This window comes from Pseudoalteromonas sp. NGC95, assembly GCF_015864705.1.
In the GTDB taxonomy this organism is placed as follows: Bacteria; Pseudomonadota; Gammaproteobacteria; order Enterobacterales; family Alteromonadaceae; genus Pseudoalteromonas; species Pseudoalteromonas arctica.
In genome coordinates, this window is the sequence record NZ_JADYWR010000011.1 from 43,512 (window position 1) to 63,288 (window position 19,777).

At 37.8% G+C, this 19,777-nt stretch carries 24 protein-coding genes; 11 read left to right on the forward strand and 13 right to left on the reverse strand.

Annotated features, from left to right (window positions below):
- The first annotated feature begins 3 nt into the window (after positions 1-3).
- A complete protein-coding gene (locus I6E70_RS11675) occupies positions 4-1,326 on the forward strand; it encodes a Na+/H+ antiporter family protein (RefSeq protein ID WP_197112794.1) in 1,323 nt (440 codons plus the stop codon).
- 263 nt (positions 1,327-1,589) lie between these two features.
- Here the strand turns inward: I6E70_RS11675 and I6E70_RS11680 are convergent, their stop codons facing one another.
- From I6E70_RS11680 to I6E70_RS11690, 3 genes are read right to left on the reverse strand one after another with little or no spacing between them, the layout of a single operon-like run.
- Positions 1,590-2,021, reverse strand: coding sequence for an acyl-CoA thioesterase (locus tag I6E70_RS11680; RefSeq protein WP_008169421.1), 432 nt, complete (start codon positions 2,019-2,021; stop codon positions 1,590-1,592).
- A 5-nt stretch (positions 2,022-2,026) separates the two neighbouring features.
- Positions 2,027-2,845, reverse strand: coding sequence for a M23 family metallopeptidase (locus I6E70_RS11685; RefSeq protein WP_197188769.1), 819 nt, complete (start codon positions 2,843-2,845; stop codon positions 2,027-2,029).
- Positions 2,838-3,695, reverse strand: coding sequence for a 6-carboxytetrahydropterin synthase (locus I6E70_RS11690; protein ID WP_007582754.1), 858 nt, complete (start codon positions 3,693-3,695; stop codon positions 2,838-2,840). The genes I6E70_RS11685 and I6E70_RS11690 overlap by 8 nt, the downstream gene beginning before the upstream one ends.
- Positions 3,696-3,898: 203 nt before the next feature.
- Between I6E70_RS11690 and fabA the strand changes: the two genes are divergently transcribed.
- Entirely contained in the window at positions 3,899-4,414 is a 516-nt protein-coding gene (fabA, locus tag I6E70_RS11695; RefSeq protein WP_007582756.1) for a bifunctional 3-hydroxydecanoyl-ACP dehydratase/trans-2-decenoyl-ACP isomerase, read from the forward strand.
- 67 nt (positions 4,415-4,481) lie between these two features.
- Here fabA and rmf read toward each other — a convergent pair whose 3' ends face one another.
- The gene (gene rmf / locus I6E70_RS11700; protein WP_002960897.1) at positions 4,482-4,652 is read right to left on the reverse strand and encodes a ribosome modulation factor; all 171 of its coding nucleotides are present in this window, start codon (positions 4,650-4,652) and stop codon (positions 4,482-4,484) included.
- A 409-nt stretch (positions 4,653-5,061) separates the two neighbouring features.
- Here rmf and acuR point away from each other — a divergent pair, with 409 nt between their 5' ends.
- A complete protein-coding gene (gene acuR, locus I6E70_RS11705) occupies positions 5,062-5,697 on the forward strand; it encodes an acrylate utilization transcriptional regulator AcuR (RefSeq protein ID WP_024589313.1) in 636 nt (211 codons plus the stop codon).
- A gap of 49 nt (positions 5,698-5,746) precedes the next feature.
- Positions 5,747-6,739 carry an acrylyl-CoA reductase (NADPH) gene (acuI, locus tag I6E70_RS11710; protein WP_197188770.1) on the forward strand — a complete coding sequence of 331 codons (993 nt, stop codon included), beginning with the start codon at positions 5,747-5,749 and terminating at the stop codon, positions 6,737-6,739.
- 43 nt (positions 6,740-6,782) lie between these two features.
- Here the strand turns inward: acuI and I6E70_RS11715 are convergent, their stop codons facing one another.
- Positions 6,783-7,349: a hypothetical protein gene (locus tag I6E70_RS11715; protein WP_007582760.1), complete on the reverse strand. Its 567-nt coding sequence runs from the start codon at positions 7,347-7,349 to the stop codon at positions 6,783-6,785.
- 194 nt (positions 7,350-7,543) lie between these two features.
- On the opposite strand from I6E70_RS11715, the gene I6E70_RS11720 reads away from it, so the two are divergent.
- Positions 7,544-7,960 carry a VF530 family DNA-binding protein gene (locus I6E70_RS11720; protein ID WP_007582761.1) on the forward strand — a complete coding sequence of 139 codons (417 nt, stop codon included), beginning with the start codon at positions 7,544-7,546 and terminating at the stop codon, positions 7,958-7,960.
- A gap of 102 nt (positions 7,961-8,062) precedes the next feature.
- Here the strand turns inward: I6E70_RS11720 and I6E70_RS11725 are convergent, their stop codons facing one another.
- Positions 8,063-8,494 (reverse strand): DUF3859 domain-containing protein, encoded by a 432-nt coding sequence (locus I6E70_RS11725; protein ID WP_197188771.1) that lies wholly within the window; start codon positions 8,492-8,494, stop codon positions 8,063-8,065.
- Between the two features lie 206 nt (positions 8,495-8,700).
- Here I6E70_RS11725 and I6E70_RS11730 point away from each other — a divergent pair, with 206 nt between their 5' ends.
- Positions 8,701-9,705 (forward strand): YHYH protein, encoded by a 1,005-nt coding sequence (locus I6E70_RS11730; protein ID WP_197188772.1) that lies wholly within the window; start codon positions 8,701-8,703, stop codon positions 9,703-9,705.
- A 13-nt stretch (positions 9,706-9,718) separates the two neighbouring features.
- Positions 9,719-10,249, forward strand: coding sequence for a hypothetical protein (locus I6E70_RS11735; RefSeq protein ID WP_197188773.1), 531 nt, complete (start codon positions 9,719-9,721; stop codon positions 10,247-10,249).
- Between the two features lie 105 nt (positions 10,250-10,354).
- Here I6E70_RS11735 and I6E70_RS11740 read toward each other — a convergent pair whose 3' ends face one another.
- The 3 genes from I6E70_RS11740 to I6E70_RS11750 form a co-directional block, all read right to left on the reverse strand.
- Positions 10,355-12,172: a protein kinase domain-containing protein gene (locus I6E70_RS11740; protein ID WP_169060968.1), complete on the reverse strand. Its 1,818-nt coding sequence runs from the start codon at positions 12,170-12,172 to the stop codon at positions 10,355-10,357.
- A 199-nt stretch (positions 12,173-12,371) separates the two neighbouring features.
- A complete protein-coding gene (locus I6E70_RS20680) occupies positions 12,372-12,632 on the reverse strand; it encodes a hypothetical protein (RefSeq protein WP_231620104.1) in 261 nt (86 codons plus the stop codon).
- 455 nt (positions 12,633-13,087) lie between these two features.
- On the reverse strand, positions 13,088-13,747 hold the full coding sequence (locus tag I6E70_RS11750; RefSeq protein ID WP_197188774.1) for an NADPH-dependent FMN reductase: 660 nt from the start codon (positions 13,745-13,747) through the stop codon (positions 13,088-13,090).
- Between the two features lie 255 nt (positions 13,748-14,002).
- On the opposite strand from I6E70_RS11750, the gene I6E70_RS20685 reads away from it, so the two are divergent.
- The 4 genes from I6E70_RS20685 to I6E70_RS11760 all read left to right on the forward strand — a co-directional run bounded on the left by I6E70_RS20685 (position 14,003) and on the right by I6E70_RS11760 (position 15,342).
- Complete coding sequence (locus tag I6E70_RS20685; RefSeq protein ID WP_231620105.1) at positions 14,003-14,359, forward strand: hypothetical protein; 357 nt, start codon at positions 14,003-14,005, stop codon at positions 14,357-14,359.
- Between the two features lie 62 nt (positions 14,360-14,421).
- A complete protein-coding gene (locus I6E70_RS20690) occupies positions 14,422-14,808 on the forward strand; it encodes a hypothetical protein (RefSeq protein ID WP_231620106.1) in 387 nt (128 codons plus the stop codon).
- Positions 14,730-15,029 (forward strand): YHYH protein, encoded by a 300-nt coding sequence (locus tag I6E70_RS20695; protein WP_231620108.1) that lies wholly within the window; start codon positions 14,730-14,732, stop codon positions 15,027-15,029. Before I6E70_RS20690 ends, I6E70_RS20695 begins: the two co-directional genes overlap by 79 nt.
- 7 nt (positions 15,030-15,036) lie before the next feature.
- Complete coding sequence (locus tag I6E70_RS11760; RefSeq protein ID WP_197188775.1) at positions 15,037-15,342, forward strand: hypothetical protein; 306 nt, start codon at positions 15,037-15,039, stop codon at positions 15,340-15,342.
- Between the two features lie 287 nt (positions 15,343-15,629).
- Here I6E70_RS11760 and I6E70_RS11765 read toward each other — a convergent pair whose 3' ends face one another.
- The 4 genes from I6E70_RS11765 to I6E70_RS11780 form a co-directional block, all read right to left on the reverse strand.
- Positions 15,630-16,433, reverse strand: a complete 804-nt coding sequence (locus tag I6E70_RS11765; protein WP_197188776.1) for a hypothetical protein — start codon at positions 16,431-16,433, stop codon at positions 15,630-15,632.
- Between the two features lie 703 nt (positions 16,434-17,136).
- Positions 17,137-18,150, reverse strand: coding sequence for a DUF5924 family protein (locus I6E70_RS11770; protein ID WP_197112782.1), 1,014 nt, complete (start codon positions 18,148-18,150; stop codon positions 17,137-17,139).
- Positions 18,151-18,285: 135 nt separating this feature from the next.
- The gene (locus tag I6E70_RS11775) at positions 18,286-19,035 is read right to left on the reverse strand and encodes a spermidine synthase (protein ID WP_101163867.1); all 750 of its coding nucleotides are present in this window, start codon (positions 19,033-19,035) and stop codon (positions 18,286-18,288) included.
- A gap of 204 nt (positions 19,036-19,239) precedes the next feature.
- Entirely contained in the window at positions 19,240-19,743 is a 504-nt protein-coding gene (locus I6E70_RS11780) for an Lrp/AsnC family transcriptional regulator (RefSeq protein ID WP_165726008.1), read from the reverse strand.
- Positions 19,744-19,777: the final 34 nt, after the last annotated feature.

Here is a 19,777-nt window from a genome sequence, read left to right on the forward strand (position 1 = left end):
ACTATGAATGCTGTTGTTATAGGCGTTATTTTAATGCTCGGGCTATCTCTGGCTCGCGTTAACGTCATTGTTGCCATGATCATAAGTGCTTTAGTTGCTGGTTTAACCGCAGGCTTGGGTATAAAAGAAAGTGTTGATGCATTTAATTCTGGCCTTTCTGCCGGAGCTGAAATTGCACTAAGTTATGCCATGCTCGGTGCTTTTGCTGTTGCTATTTCTAAGTCGGGTTTAACACGCATTCTCGCTGATAAGTTACTTGCTAAAGTAAATGCTAAAGGCAGCGGGAATGAAACGTTTTTAAGTTACTTCATTTTATTAATTATTTTAGGTTGTGCAATTTCTTCGCAAAACTTAGTACCTGTACACATAGCGTTTATTCCTATTTTAATCCCGCCGTTACTCGTGGTTTTTAATCAGTTAAGGTTAGACAGGCGTGCTATAGCGTGTATTTTAACATTTGGATTAGCAACCTCTTACATGGTGCTGCCTTATGGTTTTGGTGGTATTTACTTGTATTCTATTTTGCATAAAAATCTAGTCGATAACGGCTTAGACATTGTAAATACACAAGTCCCTATGGCGATGATTATTCCTGCATTAGGCATGTTTATAGGATTACTTATTGCGGTATTTATTACCTACAAAAAACGCCGCGAATACACCGAGCTCCCATTAACAACTCAGAGTAAATCGGCCGAGGTAGAAAACCCTAAAAAAGTAATGATTGTAGGGCTATGTGCGGTACTTGCCTCACTTGTTGCACAAAACCTAAGTGGCTCAATGATTTTAGGCGGTTTAGTAGGTGTAATGATATTTAGTGTATTTGGTGTAGTTAAGTGGGAAGAAAACGGCGACGTATTTAGTAAAGGCGTTGCGATGATGGCGATGATTGGTTTTATTATGATATCGGCACAAGGCTTTGCATCGGTTATGCAGGCTACTGGCGACGTAGCGAGCTTAGTACACAGCTCAGCCGCACTTTTTGATGGTAATAAACCTTTGGCCGCCGGTGTTATTTTGTTAGTCGGGTTATTAATTACAATGGGAATTGGTAGCTCGTTTTCAACAGTGCCTATTATTGCAACTTTGTTTGTTCCTTTGTGTTTAGACCTCGGGTTTTCTGTTATGGCTACCGCTGCACTTGTTGGTACTGCGGGCGCTTTAGGTGATGCAGGCTCCCCTGCTTCAGACTCAACGCTTGGCCCAACATCAGGTTTAAATGCAGATGGCCAGCACGACCATATTAGAGACTCTGTTATTCCAACATTTATTCACTTTAACATTCCGCTGCTGATATTTGGCTGGATTGCAGCAATGGTACTTTAAAAAGTATTTACGTAAGTGTAATTAAAAGCTGAAGATAACCAAAAAGGTATGTTAAAAGCATACCTTTTTAGTATCCAAATCCAACAACTCTCACCCCTATCAATTCTCTCCCAGTTTGATTACTTTTTTTTAGTTAACATTAACTCTGTTGTTGAGGTTATATTTAATGAATATCAGTATGATGTGTTCCTTTGAGGGTTTTATATAAGCACCAATTAAGGTGCTTATATAAATTTACTTTACCGCATATTTAAAGCTTTAAATTAATCAAAACCATAAATCATTTTGTCGCATACTACCGGAGTCGGTCTGTGGTTATCATCGACTGCAACAAACGTAAAGCTACCACTAATGGCAGAGTGCTTATCATCTCTGTGCATAGTTTCTAATAGTATATCTACATCAACTTTTAAGCTGGTGTTACCTACATGGACTACTTTAGCAATTAACTCTGCAAAAGTACCTGCTGGTATCGCTTCTTTAAAATCAACTCTATCGGAAGATATGGTAACCAAAGGTTTACGACAAAAACGCGTAGCAGCTATAAATGCCACTTCATCCATCCACGCCAGTGCATCACCACCAAATAAAGTATTGTGATGATTGGTACGCCCTGGAAACACTGTTTTAGTTACCGATGTGGTTGAATCTTCAATGCGTTGAGCAATTATTTCATCGCGATTTACGTCAGTCATAATCTCTACTTTTTGTTTGCTAATGTATCTTGCATTAGTAATGCTGGATCTAGGCGCTCGCCTTTCCAGTTAAAACGCCAATCTAGGTGAGGACCCGTTACACGCCCTGTTGCACCAATTTCAGCTACTTTGTTGCCTTGCGTTATTGTGTCACCTACTTTTACATCAAGCTTACTCAAATGAATGTAAGTTGAGGTAATACCATGTCCATGGTCAATAATTAATGTACCGCCTGAGTAGTATAAATCAGGTTCAGCAAAAACCACTGTGCCACTAATAGGCGCGTAAACAGGTGAGCCTGTTTTATTCGCAATATCTAAGCCAAAGTGCGGACGACGAGGTTCGCCATTAAAATAGCGCTGACTACCATAAACACCCGATATACGCCCTTCTGCAGGCTTTAACACAGGATCTAAAAAGTACAGTAAATCAGAGTCTACTTCTCTCGCTTTACGAACAGCAACTGCTTCGCGGCTTATACGTGCACTGACTTCTTTTGCCGGTGAAACATACTTCTTAGCCACGCCGGTAATTTTATCAATTTCATATTCACGCTTAGTTATGGCTAGCGGCTGAGAATGCGATTTACCCGTGTTATCTACCCATTTTAAAGTATGAGTCGTTTCAGCGTCACGCCCAAAACCAAATACAAAGTCACCATTTGGCGAAAGTTTTAAGCTTTTGCCATCTAAGCTTACTGAATTAGCGTTTTCTAGCTTTCCAGTAACTAAACCGCCTTGTGTTAAATGCCCTTTTAACTCAAGCGCCATAGCACTAAAGCTAGCAGAGGCAACAAGCGCTGTTGCTAAAAGTGTTTTAAACATAACTAATCGATCCTTTTCCAACACCTTCATAAGCAGTCACTTTCACTGCTTTTTCTGGATATTGGGCTTTAATTTGGCCAGCTACATGTTCAGCAATACATTCAACAGTGGTGTCTACTGGTAAAATGTCGCAACGGGATTCGCTAATCGCCATTTCAAAATAGCCTTGTGCCGACGTGTAAGCAAAACATACATCACCCGCTTTGGCTGTTATGTGTTTTAAATCAGGTGCGTTAATTTGATCTTCACTGGTGGCTAAGTAAATATCTTCCCACTTTTGAGACCATTCTTTTTGCAAGCGCGGCATAGAGATGCCATCTAGGCTAATACCAATTTGAGAACGATGCCCATGAATAATACGTTGGCAATTACCGTCATGCTTTTTAAGGCCATGGCTGTAATGATAGTAAAAGCTTTGGCTGTGCTCAGGCTTAAGAGACAGCTCAATTTTTTCAATGTTATCTGGTAGCTTCGGTAAAATAGTCGCAATTAAAAATTCAGTAACCGATTCAACAGTTACTTCGTCTGCGTTAATCATGCAATAAGCTTGATGAGGAGCGCTCATAGCTAAGTGGTTGTTTTCACCAAATGTGCAATCGAGTGTTTTATGCTCGTCAAATTCAGATACAGTGCCATTAAGGCCCGTAGGAATTGCTAAACGGTGATCAATACACTCATCTATAATGCCTTTAATTTGCTTTTTAACTAAACCAAAGTCTAAAACCATAGACTCTTCGTTAAGTTTACCGTGCAAAGTTAAATCAACAATCCAGCTCTCGCCAACGGCGCCGCGTTTGTTACATAAGTAAGAAAAATCAATCACAGTTAGTGAGTTAACAAAAAGGATCATAAACTTCCTTTAGACTGGTTATAAGACAGCGTTAATTATAATGATTTCTGATTGTAATTGCGCGGTTTTATAGTGCAAAAACCAATCGCGCTGATTGATTGATGATTTAATATGCAATATTTTGATTTTTTAACTGCTCCGAGTTGTTTAGCGTACAAGTGTACGCTAAAGTACTTGGCAATTTCTAAGCGAAGATAAGTGTTATGGAACCTAAAAATAGCTATACAAAAGAAGATTTGATCCTGTGTGGTCAAGGTGAAATGTTTGGTGAAGGCAACTGCCGTTTACCAAGTGACAACATGTTAATGATGGACCGCATTACCTCTATTACTGCTGATGGCGGAATTCATGGTAAAGGCGAAATTGTTGCTGAGCTTGATATTGACCCTAGCCTGTGGTTTTTCGATTGCCATTTTAAAGGCGACCCAGTAATGCCAGGTTGTTTAGGATTAGATGCTATGTGGCAACTAGTTGGCTTTTACTTAGGTTGGTCTGGTGGCCCTGGTCTTGGTCGTGCGCTAGGTGTGGGTGAAGTTAAATTTACTGGCCAAATTTTACCAACTAATAAAAAAGTAACTTACCGTCTTGTAATGAAACGCGTAATTAAACGTAAATTGTTTATGGGCGTTGCTGATGGCACTGTAGAAGTAGATGGCCGAGTAATCTACGAAGCAAAAGATTTAAAAGTGGGCTTATTCCAAGACACTAGTGCGTTTTAATTTTTAAACGCATAAACAAAAAGGCCTCCAATGTGGAGGCCTTTTTGCTTAAATTCGATTATTGATTTTAGGTTTTGTACATGTTGCGGTTTTCAATCGCTTCACGCCAACCTCCTAACCACTCTGATTTTGGATCTACTTGTTGATAAGGGCATAGCTCTTTTGAGCGACCTGCTAAACCTGCTTTAAAACCTTGAGAATGAGCTCTTTCTAAACGATCTCTTTTCTGTCTCTTCATCGGTAATATCCTCACCTTTTTATTTATATATTGTGTAGCATTAGTGAAATCTACATTTAATGAATAGTTAATAAAAATGTAAAATTCAAATTGTAAAAGCAATTAAATTGTTTGACTTTAACTAAGCTGCTGATGCAAAAATGAATTAACATTTAAAAAAGTAAGTGGTCATACAACATTTAATTTGACCGGTTCGTAATAACAAATTGGCGATTTAATAATCGCTAAAAAGCACCTGTGTGCTTTAATTGTGACCGACTAATATTGACTAAGTTCCAAACAAAAATGTAATCGTGACACTTTTATTTCATTAATCTTAAATTAGTAGCCCGCCCCTAAATTTGAACTATTTTTAAACAATTTAAATTTATACTTGATTATTTAAAGTCGATCGGTCTAATATGAGTTCATGAACAAAAACACATCAACACCAATACGCCGTGGTCGCCCACCTAAAATAGCCAGAGAAAACGCCGATACAAAAGCGTTACTTATTCGCACGGGCCTAGAAACCCTAACTGAATTTGGTTTTAGCGCCACGGGGCTCGATACTATTTTAAAAAAAGCGGCTGTACCTAAAGGCTCTTTTTATCATTACTTTAAAAGTAAAGAAGCCTACGGTATTGCGTTAGTTGATGCATACGACAGTTATTTTATTGCCAAGCTTACCCATTACCTACAGCAAGAAGATGTTCCCCCACTTGAGCGAATCGTTAATTTTACTCAAAGCGCAATTAAAGGGATGAAAAAATACGATTACAAACGAGGCTGCTTAGTCGGTAACTTAAATCAAGAGCTTAACCATTTAAGTGAAGAGTTTAAAACCAGATTAATGCAAAGCTACACCGCTTGGCAAAACCATGTAGAGGTTTGCTTAAATCAAGCTAAGCAACAAGGCACTATTGCAAGCCATGTAAATACAAAATTGATGAGTGAGTACTTTTGGATTGGTTGGGAAGGTGCTGTTATGCGCGCCAAGCTCACAAAATCAAATACTCCACTTACTTTGTATACAGAAATGTTTTTACGCGCATTATTAACCTAATGCGTTTTTATTTACCAATTAAAAGACGATCGGTCTAAAAGGATATCCCATGAGTAACCCAATTAAAGCCATTGTTATTAATAAAGAAGATAATAACTATAGCGCTTCATTATCAACTATCGAAAATAGTGATTTACCAAACGAAAACGTATCTATCGACGTGCTATACAGCACACTTAACTATAAAGATGGTTTAGCAATTACTGGCAAAGGCCCCGTTGTACGCAGTTTTCCTATGGTGCCAGGTATTGATTTAGTGGGTACGGTTACAAATTCCACCAGCGATGAATTTAAAAACGGCGATAACGTAATATTAAATGGCTTTGGTGTAGGTGAAAAACATTGGGGCGGGCTTGCTCAAAAAGCAGCACTTAATAGCGATTGGTTAATCCCCTTGCCTGCAGGTATTTCACCAAAACAAGCAATGCAAATAGGCACTGCGGGTTATACCGCTATGCTAAGTGTTATAGCACTTCAAAAACAAGGTATTACGCCTGAATCTGGCGAAATACTGGTAACAGGTGCCAATGGTGGCGTAGGCAGCTTTGCTATTTATTTATTAAACCAGCTTGGGTTTAACGTAACAGCAGCTACGGGTCGATTAGATCAAAGTGAGTATTTAAAAGAGTTAGGCGCTTCACAAATAATTGACCGAAATGAGCTTTCAAACCCGGGTAAGCCTTTGCAAAAAGAGCGATTTGCAGCGGCAATAGATTCAGTAGGTAGCCATACACTTGCCAATATTTGTGCATCATTAAAATATGGTGGCGTAGTAACCGCCTGCGGACTTGCACAAGGTATGGATTTACCAGCATCGGTGGCACCCTTTATATTACGTGGTATATCTCTTATAGGAATTGATAGCGTAATGCGCCCTAAAGCCGACAGAATTGAAGCATGGGATCGTTTAGCTAAATTAGTAAGCGCTGATTATTTAGATAAAATTTCGACAGAAATATCACTCGAACACGTAATCGATAACGCAGAGCAACTTATGGAAGGTAAAATTCGTGGTCGTGTTGTAGTTAATTGCCAAAGTTAATTAAATAATAAGCCACATAGTAATATGTGGCTTAAACGTTTAACTAGGCACCGAATGCAGCTAATTTTTCAGCTAATTCTGTTTTAGTAATCAAACCCATTTCTTCTTGCTTTTTAAGCTTGCGAATGTTGTCAAAGTTATCTAGTTTTAAACGTGCTTTAGCTAACTTTTCTTCCATTTCTTCTTTAGATAAAACATCAAGTTTTACTGCTTTTTCTAACTTCTCTTTTTCTTGATCATATTCTTTTTGAAAAATTGCTTTTTCTTGAATTATAATTTGATCTTTTATTTTCTTTTCGATTTCAATGGCTTCATCTTCAAGCTCAATCTTTTTCTCTAAAAGAGGTTCTATTCTTGATAAAGGCTCTTGTAAAGCAACTTCAACATTTTCACCTTGGTTAGCTAAAAGGTTCTCAACATATTTTTTACCAATATCTTTGTAACCAATATTAAGCTGACCTTCGATTGAAGTGATTTCTGAACGAATCGATGAAAGTTTTGCGTTTTCTTTTGCTGAAGTAGCAATATCACTACTTAGTTTTGATGTAGAGTCACTAATATTTGAGCCAATAGTGCTTGCTTGAGTTTTGATCTTATTAAAAAGTCCCATTTCGTAATATTCCTTAATCTTTAATACTATAAATTGGCATCTTGCCGTATTTTATAAAGCTTTTTAATATTACCGATTATTTAAACACGTGTAAATTTTATCTTTCAATTCATTGTATGTGTAGATTTTAGAGTATCAAAACTTATAGATAAAACTTATAATGCAATTTGTATTTTAATAATGAGGCAACACCTATGAGCAACCAAGAACTTTTCAGTAATAACCCACTGCAAGGCGTAAAATTAGAACAAGTGGTTGAAGAGCTGGTTGAACAATACGGGTGGGAACTCCTACACGCTTATTTACAACTTAACTGCTTTAAAAATAATCCTGATGTTAAGTCTGCGGTTAAATTTTTACGTAAAACACAATGGGCACAAGAAAAAGTAGATAACTTTTACCTTTATCGTCTTAAAAACTTACCTAAGCCTGATGATGTTCAATACGAATTACCGCCACGAGATCGTGTGATCCCAGCTGATCATAAACCCGGGGAGCCGTGTGAGCTTAGTTTTGTTGATGCTAAGCGTATTGTAGAGAAAAAAGAATCTAAGCAACGTGCTCGCGATCGTAAGCAGCGTTCTAATTCTAGTAACCCTTGGGGTAACTAAAAACTTACTAATTTAAGGTCGAAGAGCTATTTATAAATAGTTCTTCGACTATTTTCTCATTAACTTCAATTATATCCGCGTTACATAGCCAATAAATAACAATTAATATCCTCGATTTTTCCAAAAGTCTGTTTCAGTGCGCTGCGCCTCTAATGCCACATTAAAAGTTTTATCAGCAATAATTTTTCCATTTAGCTCAATCGTCATACGCCAATCACCCAATTTATTTTCTATTGGCAGCCAAAGTGTATCGCCTAAATAAAAGTTCCAATCACTGTTTTTAACGTATACATCGCCTTCAAAAGGGTCCATCACATCACCGTTACTACCTGGAATATCAGGATGGTAAATACAATAATGAAGCTTTTCGCCTTTACCTTTTTTGATATTTACGATTAAGCCAAACTCAATATCTACCTCAGCTATTACATTTGTTGTAAATTGCTCTATTTGTGGCAACGCTTTACTTTCACTATCCCACTTAGAGTAAATACCGTGACTTTGTAACGTCACTACAGGTTTTGTTTTAGCCATTAAGGTAGCCTTTTATGTTAGCTATTTTGGCATTAGTTTAACTTTTTGAAATTTTAAAATAAAACACAATCTCATAAAGTTAAATCTCAACTTAGCTTAAATACTCCGCCTATTTACATAATTGCTAATTTGTCATCATTGTTTACACACTATTTGCACAATTGCTGATTATTGTTTGAGTAACTTAATTGATCAGGTAGGCAGCAATGAAACAATACGCACTTAATAATAAAAATCGAAATAGGATAAATGCTTTAAAGCTAAGCACCTTGGCTCTAGTTGTTTTATCGTTAGTTGCTTGCGGAGGTGGAGAAGGCATAGTTGATACCTCAACAACTACAGATTCATCATCAACCACCTCAGATAACGGTACAGGTACGAGTAGCTCAACCCAAGGCGTGTTTTGTGAATATAGCTACAGTGAATATAACGAGTCAGAATCAGTACAAGCCACCAGCGCTGCAGATTGGTCATGCACAGGAACTACACGTGACTTAGTAGCTAATGGCATACCTGATCACGAAGTAGGTACATTCCCTAATGCCGATAACCCAAATACTATTTCTGAACAATCAGTAAATGAAAGCTACACACTTGAGCCTGTAGAAACAACACAAGCAACCATGCTTGGTGGCCCTCGTGGAATGATAGGCGTTGTACTTAATGGCATTAAAATAGACGCCGGCACAGGCGGAAGTTGCGATGATTCAGGCACCGATTGTGATTTAGGCGACAACAGCGGTAATTGGAATATAGAAGCCTTAAGCCAAGACACGTTTAGTTTTGGAACAGACGACAACAATGCACACGTACAACCCGATGGCACATATCATTATCATGGTATGCCTGAAGGCTTTGTAACACTGCGAGGTGGCAATAGCTCCACTATGACTCTAATAGGCTGGGCAGCAGACGGCTTTCCTATTTATGCACGTTACGGCTATTTAGACTCAAATGATGCAACTTCAGCGTTAACCGTAATGACCGGTAGCTACCAACACATAACATCTGTAAGCGCAAACCGCCCTTCTACCGATATATACCCATTAGGTACATTTGCACAAGATTGGGAATACGTAGCAGGCTCTGGTGATTTAGATGAATGTAATGGCCGCGTTGGCGTAACACCTGAGTTTCCTCAAGGGATATACCACTACTACGCAACAGACACTTACCCGTTTTTTCAACGCTGCGTTAAAGGCGAAGTTTAATTAGGAGTAAGTTATGCCTTATATGAAAAATTATCTGTTAAGTGTGACCACATTGGGCTTATTGAGCACATCAACATTAGCAAACGCGCATTTAATGGTTGCAGAGCACGGTACGCTGAATTTTGTTGATAATAACGTGTTTATTGTGCTTTCAATCCCTATGTCGGCTTTTAAGGGGGTTGATGAAAACAAGGATGGCAAAGTGTCAATAGTTGAGTTTAACGCTCATAAAAAGCTAATAACTAAGCGAGTTAAAAAGAACGTTTATTTAGCGGATCATCAGTATAAATTTACTATTGACGGACTTTTGCTAAACCCAGAAGCGTCGCATACACATAAAAGCGACAATATAGGCCAAGTAACCATTACAGGGCGCTACTCTTTGCCCAGTAAATTAACCAAAGTTAACTTTAACGTTAAGCTATTTAGTAACAATGAACACAAGCAGCATTATCAAATAACAGCGGCTAATAAAACGCAAAAACTAACTCATCAATTTGAGCTATCACCAACATCGCCCTTTAGTAAGGTGTTTAATAATTAGTAATACTTACCTAAATAATTAAGTAGCAAAGGGTATAAGTTAAACAAACTTGTACTCTTTTTTTATCTTTGTCTTTTCATTCAGCACTCTTAATTTAAGTACTTTCTATAAAGATACAAGCTTAGGATTTTTAGGAAAGTAATGCTCTTCTTGCTGCTCACATAAACTAAACTCACGGGTGTTTTTATATGGGAGTTTCATAAAGCCCGCAACACCAACGTCCGTAATATTTACCGCGTATTGCATTAGTTTATTAAGAAGGCGTTTAAACTCAACCTCTTTACTCGAATCGAGTAAGCGGTAGTAATGGTGAATCTTCATTCTGTCCGGTAGTGCTTCAAAAATAATACACCCCGTATGATGAATTTGGTTAAGCTCAAATACGCACTTAATAACTTTTTTAGGTAGCTGTAGTTGCTCATCAGGGTCTTTACCGTCTTCAAAGTATGAATGCGGGCGGGTTATGTCGTTTGCCTTCATGCTTACAACTTCGTATTCAAGCTCTGGTAGGCTATCAAACTTAAATGCACCCGTGCCATCTCGCTCTAGTTGAATGGTTTTACGGGCATCAAACAAACAACACTTAAATAACCCTTTTTGATTAATCGCTTGCGCAAGCATCACCGTGTTATTAATTGCATCACTAAACGCATCACCCAATGATTCGTCATGCATAATTAAAGACGATTCAACAAACATCGACTCATCCTTCCAATGAAAACTAAGCCCACCAACAACAGGGTACTTAGCTAATCGGCTTATTGATGCTAAAAATGCTTTTTCGTTATCGCCTGTATCAAACAAAAACTCTTTATAATAACGGTCAAGTTGCGCGTCGTTTATATCTAGTAATTGCTGATTATGATCGGCCTGGCGTAAAAACTGTTTTCGTGAACTATATACCACCGTGTCGGGCTGCTCGGCCTTGCCATACCAAAAAGGGATATCTGCTTTTTTTTGTTTTTTATCAAGCTCTGGTAAATACGCTTTAGCCATAGTTGTAATGTTACGCATAAAGTAATCACCGGCACCATCACGTTGTGCCTTACTTTTAGATAGCATGCCATCAATCACTTTAGCCAGTTCTTTTGGGAGCCCTAAGCTGCTTGCAGGGATGGCTTGCGCACCAAAGCGACACGACTGCGCCGACGCTAGCGCATACAACGTAGCGGCTACACCTTGTTCGTCAAATCGTGGGGATGACTGCTCCCCCGACATTTGTGCTTCACCAATAAAGTACACATCGCCCATACGCGCATTAGTTGTACTTAAATCGCCCGACATTAAATCCATAAAGTTACTCGCAACAGGGTTACCATCGCTATCGAGCTGTGCATACACAGAGCTTCCCCAATCCACTAACGACAGCGCATCAGTGTTTGCATCCCATACAAGGTTTGAAGGCTTTATATCGCCATGCACTATAGGTTGTGGGCTAACGCCATTTTTATGGCTACGTAAATCAACCAACACATTACGTAACCTAACAGCTAGCGTCATTATTTGCGCGGCACTAAAGCGCCCTGTTTTAAGCGATACTTTTTCAAGGTCCTCTCCAATGGCGCGCGCCATCATTAAAATCCCTTGTTTTTTAATTCGCTCAAAAGCATAAAAGGTAGGCACTAAGGGGTTATTAATCTGCGAAAGCATATACGCTTCGTCTTCTAAGCGGTCGCGTACACTTTGGGCAAGCGTAATACGCGAAAACTTAAATACCCAAGGTAAGCCGTTATCGTCATCACCTGCAAACACAAAACCAAAAGCACCTGAGCCAATCATTTCAACGTTTTTGTAGCCCAGCAGTGTTAACTGCTTAATACAAATATTAAGCCACTGGCGGTGTTTTTTAGCATCGCGGTGCGAAAGCAAATAAACAGATTGCTCTTCGTTGATATAAAAGTTGCGGATTTCTTTAGCTTTCAATACGGGTACTCAAATTTATAAAACTAACTAATTATTAGTTTTATATAATGAGATTACAATAGGTTAAATAGGAGTTTTGAAATCGTTGAATAAAACAGCGCTAAAGTAGCGCCAGAACAGTAAATTTAAGTGTAAACGTTAAAGCTCAAAGCAAGCTTTTTACAATGCACTGTATATAAATACAGTGCATTGCTTTTTACTAACTTTCAATAACACGAAGCTGCTTAATTGATGACACAGCTATGTGCGTTTGATAATAATATTTATTAGTGACTCTACCACGGCTCGTAAAATCGATAGTTACTCGTTTAGCTTCGCCTGTTACTTCTATTGTTTTATCAATAAAAAAGGTGTCTGCTGGTTGTCCGTATTTACTTTGAAGCTCTGCTACCACATTAGGCTGTATTGATACCGTAATTGAACGCCTGTCGCGATAATCAGTTTCTGTATTTAAATACAACCAACTCCCCTGAGCTCCCGCCGCTTTAATATGAAACTGGTAAGTGCCAGCAACACCCTTTGTGCACTTTGCTCAGTTAAAGCGATAAGGTTCATATTTGCAGCCGTACTTTGGCTCATTTCAATTTTATGGGGAACAGAACTACATGCACTAAGCGTTAGCACACTTAGTAAGGCTAGATATTTCAAGACACAATTTCCTTGTTTCTTACACTAATTCGCATAATTAAGTGATCTATTTTGAGGCAAGAAAACCGTGTTGATAACAAAGCAAAAATTTCGTTATTTAGTTGTTCTATATCAAAAATTTTTAATGCCGTTAGCGATTTAATCTCTTAAATTGATTAAGTATTATTGCGGATTGGTATTATGCATTATTAAAAATATGTAGTGTTAATGATACCACTATATACAGCCATGTTTCTATAATCAATCCAAACAATTAGTTAGCGGGTATTAAGGTGCATTGCGCTGAGAAGGATCTGTTTTAAAGCTTTTTAGCAAACTTTGCGGGTCAACCACCTCGGTATGGTCTTTAGCAGCCTGCGCCCACCATATTAGTTGGCCAAACGTACGTGAGAAATAATTAAACCACGATGATTGACTCTCTCCTGCAACAGGTTTGCCATCCTCACTAAACACATCTTGCGCTTTTGGCACGTGGATCATCGCCGATACCGGCAAACAGCCAAGTTCAGATAAAAATGTGCGCATACTAATGGCCGCTCTTACGCCACCCCACTGTCCTGCTGAGTAAGTTACTATTGCACTTGGTTTATACGAAAATAGTGAGCTACCAAAATGATTAAGTAAGTCAGCGAGGGCTGGACTCATGCTGTGATTGTACTCAGGGCTAATCATTATATAACCATCTGCGGCTTTAATTTTATCAGCTAATAGAGTGAGCTCTGTAGGTGCATTACTTTTAGCGTATGCAAAGTGTGGTTTAAATACGTTTTCGCTAGGAAAATCCAACGCATCAATTAGCTCAAACTCATGACTGCCAAAATGCTCTGTTAAGCATTCTATACAAGCCCTAGAAACCCTTAAGCCTAAGCGAGCTGGTTTTGGTGGAGTGCTATCGCGTACTGTGCCTAAAAAGACTAAAAACTTCATATGTAATTCTCAACTGTATTTGAACGATAGCTAAACACTAACATTTTTAGTTATTGTGTATTACCCATACGCATTGTTTATTGATTCAAAACACAAAAAATAATTAAATTTAAAAATGTTTTTTAGTAACCATTCGCTGTAAAACATATTTTATCATGTGTTAAATTCACTCGTTTTACATACTTTTTACACATTTGGCCAGTAATATGCCACAGTATAAGTACGCCAAAACCTATACCGAAAAGGATACAAGTAATGGGCTTAAAAAATTATAGCGCATGTGCAATCATTGTTAGCGCAACAGCTTTAACTCTAAGTGGTTGCAACGATTCATCTACTAACAAAAATACCGAGCAAGTCAGTAGCTCACTTAGTGAGGCGCAAAAAGCAAATCAATCAATAAAGCTATCTATGTTCAAACAAGAGGCTTTTATTACAGAGCCTAAAATTGTTGATTGTGAAACCCAGCAAGTACTAAAACAACCTGTTATGAGTTTACTACATCAGGTGCACCTGCAGGCAGAGACCCTGGCCCATTTTGCCCTTGCAGCACAACAGACGGAGCTGATGTATCAGGTACTTGGTTTGATAAACAAGGTAAAGGAGAGCTAGTCGACTTAACTGGCGACTTTATTCTTAAGTTAGATGAATACTACGGCGATGAAAAATGGGTATTGTATGACGCAAAAACAAATAAAGTTCGTTATACAGCAACAAAAGAATCTTGCTCGGGTGCTGCACGCCCAGATGTAGAAGAACAATACAAACAAAATTGTATTGAATGCGAACTATCCTATTTAGAAGATTATTTTTCGCTTACGTATTTAATTCCGACTACACCCATAGTGAGTAAAAAATCCAGCCGTTTCCATACCGTGGGCTTAGCGCTTGATGGTACTGAACTTTCAGGCCCTGCACCTATAAATGCTATTTTGGGCAGTTATACAATTGCAGCATTTGACGACTGCGGTGGGCATATAACCTGCACCAAGGCTATCACTATCATTCAACAACAGGATGTACCAATTCAGCTCCAAGTACTGATGGACACGCTCCTTTAATAGGTTATGCCGTTGACGGTTACGGTATTTACGCAATGAAAGATGCACAAGGCAATGAAGAGTCACTCGACGAATGCCGTGGTATAACAGATGAAACCAGAGGCTATCATTATCATGCTGCCAGCCCGAGCGAAAATTTGTTTATTGGCTGCCTTCATGGTGAGTCTGTAAGAGCAGCAGGTGGCCCGCCACCGGGTAATAAACCACCACCAAAGCATTGAGAAAGTTATGACTATTAAATATAAGTCACTGTTTGTTTTACTTGCTCCTTCATTATTACTTTTAAGTGGTTATGCGGCAGCACATTCTCAGCCTCTTAATCAAATAGCAGTGAAAGCATGCTTTGAAAAGCAAAAGTCACAATCGTGTCAGTATCAGGGTGGGCATAACGACTTATATATAGGAAGCTGCCAATATATGGCTGATGACTTAATGTGTGTTCGTAATCAACCCATTCAAAAAGTTGATAACAAAGAAAGTAAAACGAATAACAGCAATGACAGCCACGAACATCAAAATAAGCAGCATAAGTAGTTTTAAGAGTTAAGAGTTGTGGGTTTTGTATTATACCAATTCGCTTAATTAAGTGATCTATTTTGAGGGTAGAAAAACGTGTTGATAGCTAGGCAAAAAATTCGCTATTTGGTTGTTCTCGGCAATTGCTCCTGCATTGCTCTACCTTCTGCATCCATGCAGTCGTAAATGAAAGTTTTTTAACACAGGTAGCGACACGTTTAGCCCCGCAAAATGATTAAGTATTATTGCTGATTGGTATTAGGTGAAGTAAATTTACTGCACCTAATTAATTTAAACCGTTACGATTAGTATTGATAACTTAGCCCTACACCACCCCAAAATATATTTCGAAGTGTCTCGTCACCTGCAAAGCGTTTTTCATCTTTATTAACGGCAATGCTATAGCTTGTATATGTGTATAAGGCTAACTGATTAAAAAGCTGATACGACAAGTTTGCAGTAAACTTTACGTTGTTAATTCCGTTGTGCCCATCATTAACATACCCCGCATTAAACCCCACGCCCGATTGAATATCCAATAATAGTAAATCGTTAATATAAAAATCTTTTTTTACTGCCAGCTCCAAAAATGTACCGCTGGCATCAAATGAATGATAAACACTACTTAATAACTGAATATCGTCTGCATAGAGATACGCAAAGTCGAGGCTTAGCTCATTATCGTGAGCATCAATGCCTTCTTCACGAGCTTTAATATAGTTATAACCTACATACATCTCTATCCGCTCAGATAAGTGAGCGGTATAAATAGCATTTAAATTAAGCTCTGAATAATCACTACTAATACCTTTTGCCGCCCAAGGGATCACCGCAAAGTTTTTATAATTAAACTCAGTAGCAATTGATGCAATACCATTACCAGCAAGGTTATCTCGACCTTCGGTTACATATCGGCTTTCCCATAATGGGTGAATATGTAAATCAAACTCTTTATTTTTATAATTTACGTCAGTATTGGTATGCTTAATATTTCCGCCTACGCCCACTTCAAGCTCTTGATAGTGCTCTTGTGTTTTTGCTTGTGCGTAAGCTGTATTTACTCCCGCTAGAGTCGTAATAACAAATACATATTTTAAATAGTGAGTCATTTATTAAGTCCAAAACCATCATAAATGGTAAAAAGTGGCGCATAGCATTGTTATAAAACGTATTAGCGCAATAAATGGATGCACATTTATTGTTTTATTTATTAGATTTGAAGTATTTACTAAGTATTACCCATAAACTACAAGTTGCAATTAGCTCGGATTTCAACCAACAAACCAAAGCTATATACGCACCGAGCAATGCTCTAGCAGGTACTTAATTTAATAGTTCAGATGATAGTTATAGTACTCACGGTGAGGTGTTCCCTATTGCAAAAACAGGAAAAGTATAAGTAGGAAGTGTAAAAAAGTGCGGTAAAGGGGAAAACTATAAGCAGCAATAACTCATTAAGCTGCTTATTATTCTTAAAATTATTAACCTAATTTGTTGGCCAGTTTAGTGATTTAAATAAGCCATAACGGCAATGAGTGAAACATAAAAACAAAAACCGAGTAAGAAGGTTAGGTCGACTCTTCTAGCTTTACTCGCTTTATAAGATGCAAAATCCTTAAACTCGCTTTTATACTGCCCCAACGTTACCACTTTTAATAGCAGCCAACCGGTCGAGTAAAATAAAAAACTCAAACCAGTTTCAACAATTAGCCAAATAAAAATCTCAAAAGCAATACTCATAAACTATGTCCATTAGTTTGGAATGCAAAAACTATATCAGCTATGTGTTTAAAATACAGCCGACTAAGTTAATTAAGGTGTAACAGTAAATTTCGTTAAACCTATTAACTGACCTGATTCGGTGACTACTTTTACTTGCCACTTACCAACAGAGTCTTTAGGAAAGTTTACTTTGTGGGTCCATGCTCTGTACCCTAGCTCTCTCCCGCCGTTTATATTTAACGTGATCCGATCAACTTCTTTTTTATTATGAAGCCACACATGAAATATTTTTTCGTTTAAGCCTCTTGGTGCTTTAACAGCAGTCCAACTATATAAACCTTGATGGTGCAGTGTATAAGAGTCTAACTGTTTAATACTCCCTACTGGCTTTTTATGCTGTAAATCAACTTCATGAGCTAACGTAATATCGGTTAATCGCAGCGCAGCAGGAGGCACATAGCTCCTTAATTGCCACACAGCAGTGCTCAAAGCACATAAAATCAATACAAGAATAGGAAAACGCCACCAGCGTGCATTAGGCATTAAATTGTTTAAACTCGGTAGAGTAACCACTACAGCCGTTACAAGGGCTGCGGCTAAACTTTGGCTTGTTGTAAGGTTTAACAAAATAGGTAATGTAACGAGTAAAACAACGAATAAAGCAAAGTTATGAAACACACTAAATAACGTACGGTTTCTAGCAAGTTTTTTGTAATAAAAGGGGTCTATAACCGATATAACCGCACATAACACAATGAGGGAGGTAAAAAATGCTTGAGGATGATCCCACTGTGTAACCGCTAAAAAAAACGGCAAAGCAAAAAATAGACTTTCTTGTTGCACCATTTGCAGAGCAAAACGCATTACATTAGGAGATACAGCCACACCAAACTTTTCTTCTACTTTGTCACGTAACCAATTATCAATAATTAGCCACAACCAACTAATAAGCAAAAATATCGCAATAACTTGCGAAAAAGACTCTTTTCTATCTACAAGTGCAAAGCTAGCAACGCCCGACAAAAATGCCAACACAGCCAACAATCCAGGTCGCTTTTGCATCGCGCTTATAAATTTAGCGATTATATTTTTACAGTAATCCATGTATGAGTGTTTCCGTACGGGTACGTACTTTATTATTTTTATTCAGAGTATGATTAGTTTAACCAAGTTTAAATGAACAACAGATAGATGGATGGATTCAAACGCGTCATTTACCAGTAAATCAAACTAACCATTTTAATTAAATAAAAGCCCGGCATAGCGCGTCATTGGTACGTTTATTAATTTTTGTAACGCGTGAGCTTTAGCAAGTAATTCATCTTCACTAAGTGCAGGCATTTTATTGTTAAAAGCGAACACAATTTTATTACCGCCTTCAATAATAAAACTAAGAATCTTTCCTGCAAATTCTTTCTCAAGTAGTTGATCAAACGCTTCCCTCTGCCCAACTTTGGTATGGCAAATATTAAGTACTAAAACACCATCAAAAGTGAGCGCATTTTTACAATCGCGTAAGTAAGATGATTGCACCTGATCTGATTCCATCCCTTCTGAGCTATATAAATCAGAAAAAATAACGTCCGTTTTTATCTGCGTGTTTTTCATGTAGTTTGCCGCATCATCAATATGAATAAACAAACGTTCTGACACAGGAACTTCGAAATATTTTATAGCCATATCAGCAACGGCTTTTCGGTATTCAACGGTATGTATAGTCAGTGCGGGAAACGCATGATAAAGACTTTTTGCTATAGAGCCCGCCCCAAGTCCCATTATCATCGCGGTTTTTAAGTGCGGAATAAAAAAAAGCGCAGCCATCATAGCTTGCGTATAAGCTAAGCTTAACCCGTTAATATTATTTAATTTAATACAGCTTTGATAAATTTTTCCGTCAAAGCTGAGAATAAGATTTTTTTTTGTTTGATATACATAAACAGGGCCATGCTCATCAATAGTTGATGCAATACAAGTGCCTTTGATATCCACGAATACTCAATAGGTGAGGTGATGAAAAACGAGTATAACTTAGTTAACGCACTGGCATTGCTATTAATATGATTTATAGCGCTTTTATTAATAGATAAGCAGCTATGCTTTTATAAATATAATAGAAAGTCGGTTTATCCTTTCTGCGCTAGATTTGCACAAGCAGATTTAATAATCCACTTAGAGCCTATCTAAGTTAGTTTGTTATTCGTCTTGCACTTTCCACTCTAATGATTCAAGTGGATAGCCTCCAAACCATTTTGCCGTTTCTAACACAAAGTGACTTGTTATTTTTTCTACCCCTAAAGTGTCTTTCATAATTTCATTACACACACTATTAAAGTCTTCAATACTTGATGCCATCATAAAGGCTATATAATCTATACTGCCATTAACCTTCATACAATCAACCACTTCACTATATTTTTTAATGCCTTTTTCAAAAACACCACAATGCTCGTAAGTATTACTTTTTAATGTAAAGTGGGCATATGCTTTTACGTTTACACATAACTTATCGACATTAGCGACCATTGCATAGCCAATAATATATCCACTATCCTCTAATGCTTTCACTCTTTGTAAACAAGCACTTGGCGATAACCCTATAATTGTAGATAATTCATTATTACTAATACGCGCGTTATTTTGTAGTTCGGTTAAAATACGACGATTTAGTCTGTCTAATTTAATGCTTTTTCTAACCATGTTAGTTCCCGTGTAAGTAGTTTATCTACCCTAA